Source organism: Paenibacillus sp. N119s (assembly GCF_059447605.1).
On sequence record NZ_JCAJRU010000481.1, the window covers coordinates 1 to 688 of the forward strand.

The 688-nt window shown below is 49.9% G+C and carries 1 protein-coding gene; it reads left to right on the forward strand.

Features of this window, described 5'->3' with window-relative positions; all coding sequences use genetic code 11:
- The coding region (locus AC5V8P_RS25880; protein WP_495474093.1) for an alpha-galactosidase at positions 1 to 688 on the forward strand (688 nt) is incomplete at both ends.

The following is a 688-nucleotide window of genomic DNA, read 5'->3' on the forward strand; positions in this document are numbered from 1 at the left end:
GGGAAAAAGCGATTTAGAGTTCATGTACCTTTCAGGAGCATGGGCACGGGAGGGGAATATTACCCGCAAACCGATTCTGCAAGGGGAGACCCGAATTGATAGTAAAAGGGGCATGAGCAGTCACCAGCTTAATCCTTTTACTGCATTGGTCACGCAGGAGACAACAGAACGCCATGGTGAGGCATTCGGCTTTAGCCTTGTGTACAGCGGGGGATTTGAGGCGGGAGCGGAATTAGATTCATTTGGTTCCACACGGTTTAGCATTGGCGTCAATTCCTTTGACTTTTCATGGTTACTGAACCCAGGGGAGAGCTTCCAAACGCCAGAAGCTGTTATGGTTTACTCCAGTCAAGGGCTGGGAGATATGTCGCGTACATATCATCGCTTGTATCGGACTCGGCTTTGCCGAGGGACATATCGGGATGAAGAACGCCCTATTCTGGTCAATAACTGGGAAGCTACCTATTTTGACTTCAATGCAGATAAACTGGTATCGATAGCGAAAGAGGGGGCAGAGCTAGGCATCGAACTCTTCGTCCTGGATGACGGTTGGTTCGGCAAACGGGATTCTGACAATTCGTCTCTCGGTGATTGGTATGAGGATCGTCGGAAGCTGCCAGACGGACTCGCGGATGTTGCGAAACGTATCAATCAATTGGGACTTAAATTCGGGCTTTGGTTCGAGCCG